The 1,626-nt window shown below is 21.1% G+C and carries 1 protein-coding gene; it reads left to right on the top strand.

All coding sequences use genetic code 11. The annotated features are described in order from the left end of the window. Nucleotides 1–33 precede the first annotated feature (33 nt). The gene (locus R5Z65_RS10090; protein ID WP_317368934.1) at nucleotides 34–966 is read left to right on the top strand and encodes a copper amine oxidase N-terminal domain-containing protein; all 933 of its coding nucleotides are present in this window, start codon (nucleotides 34–36) and stop codon (nucleotides 964–966) included. Nucleotides 967–1,626: the final 660 nt, after the last annotated feature.

Genomic DNA, 1,626 nt, shown 5'->3' with positions numbered 1-1,626 from the left:
AAAAATAAGTATAATAACAAAAGGGGTATGTAAATGAAAAAGATATTAAACATATTTTTAAGCTTCATTTTAATTTTTTCATTTAAATTTGAGGTTTTTGCCAATAGTGTAAATGTTACATTAAAAACTATAAATAGTAGTAATAATATTAATATATTTGGAGAATACCCAAATATATCTGGATTAACTAATATTTCATTTCAAAATAATGTTAATAAAAAAATAGAGGGCATAATAAAAAGTAAAATCACTAGTTATTCTAAAAAGATAACAAGTAAAATAGAAATATCTTATGATACTATAAAAGATGGTAATATATTATCTATTATAATTTATTTTAAAAGTTTATACAATAATGAAGTTTCTCCTTATAGTGTTAATATTGATACAAAAAATAATAAGTATGTTACAATAAATAGTTATTTTAATGCAAATGGATTAAATTATACTAATAAAGTTGTATCTAATAAAGCGTCTAGTATGGGCATCACATATAAAAAGGTTACAGAAAATACACCATTTTATATTAAAAATAAAAATGTATACGTTGTATTTGGTGCTGGTAGCCTTACATTTTCACAAAAAGGTAATATAATATTTGAAGTTCCTTATAAAAACTTGAAAAATTATAAGATAGATAAACAAAATTATTATAAAAAATCTCAATATAATGTTAAAATGGTTCCATTGAGAGAATCTTTAGATTATTTTGGATATATTATGAATTGGGAATCTAGCAAAAATTCTATAACTATACTAAAAGATGGGAAGTTTTTATCATATCTTGTTATAGGCGAAAATAGATATTCTGATAAAAATAATAAAATAATAAGACAGCTAGAGTTTGCACCAGAAATAAAAAATGGAAAAGCATATGTACCTATATCATATTTTAATGAAATATTAGGAATGTTATTTGCAGTAGATGATAATGAAGATATTATTATATCATCTTACAAAATATAATAAAAATGTTATTAATTTTGAACAAGCCCGTAAAAATGGACAATAGAGAAAAGATACCTACTATGGTAGAATTAAACTATGATAGGAGGTTTTATTGTGCCAAGAAGTTATGAACATATAAGTTATTATGAAAATGAGATTTTATAATTAAGAAAACAAGGATTAAGCAAAAGGGAAATTAGTGAAAAATTGTGATTTACTATAAAACAACTAACAAAGTTTATCACTAGATATAATTGTAAACTAGACAAATTAGATAAAGGAATTACAATAAAATCTAAAGATATACCTATAAAAATTATGTATTACATAGAAGAAATGAAAATTAACGAACTTAAATACATAATTGCTATAAAATATTCTAGGATAAGACAATTAAAAATAGAAAAGAGTTAATGGGGGATTTTCTATCACTTACGGGAAGGAAGTAAAGTCATCAATAAAGTATCAAGTAATTTTAAAGAATAAAGATAAATACAGTATAATTAAAATGTTCAGATTTTTTGATGTATCTCGTAGTGTAGATTATTTTTAATAACATTTTTATTTGTTAAAGTGTTAAACATAGGTTACACTTAAAATATTTTTTAACAAAAATAAGAATAAATAATATTATATTACCTTTGTTTTTGTATTAATATAGTAAATTTATATATTTTA

The sequence above is a fragment of the uncultured Tyzzerella sp. genome (genome assembly GCF_963558545.1).
Lineage (GTDB): Bacteria > Bacillota > Clostridia > Lachnospirales > CAG-274 > Tyzzerella.
The sequence above is the reverse complement of the archived record's forward strand: the minus strand, read 5'-3'. Positions and strand labels throughout refer to the sequence as shown.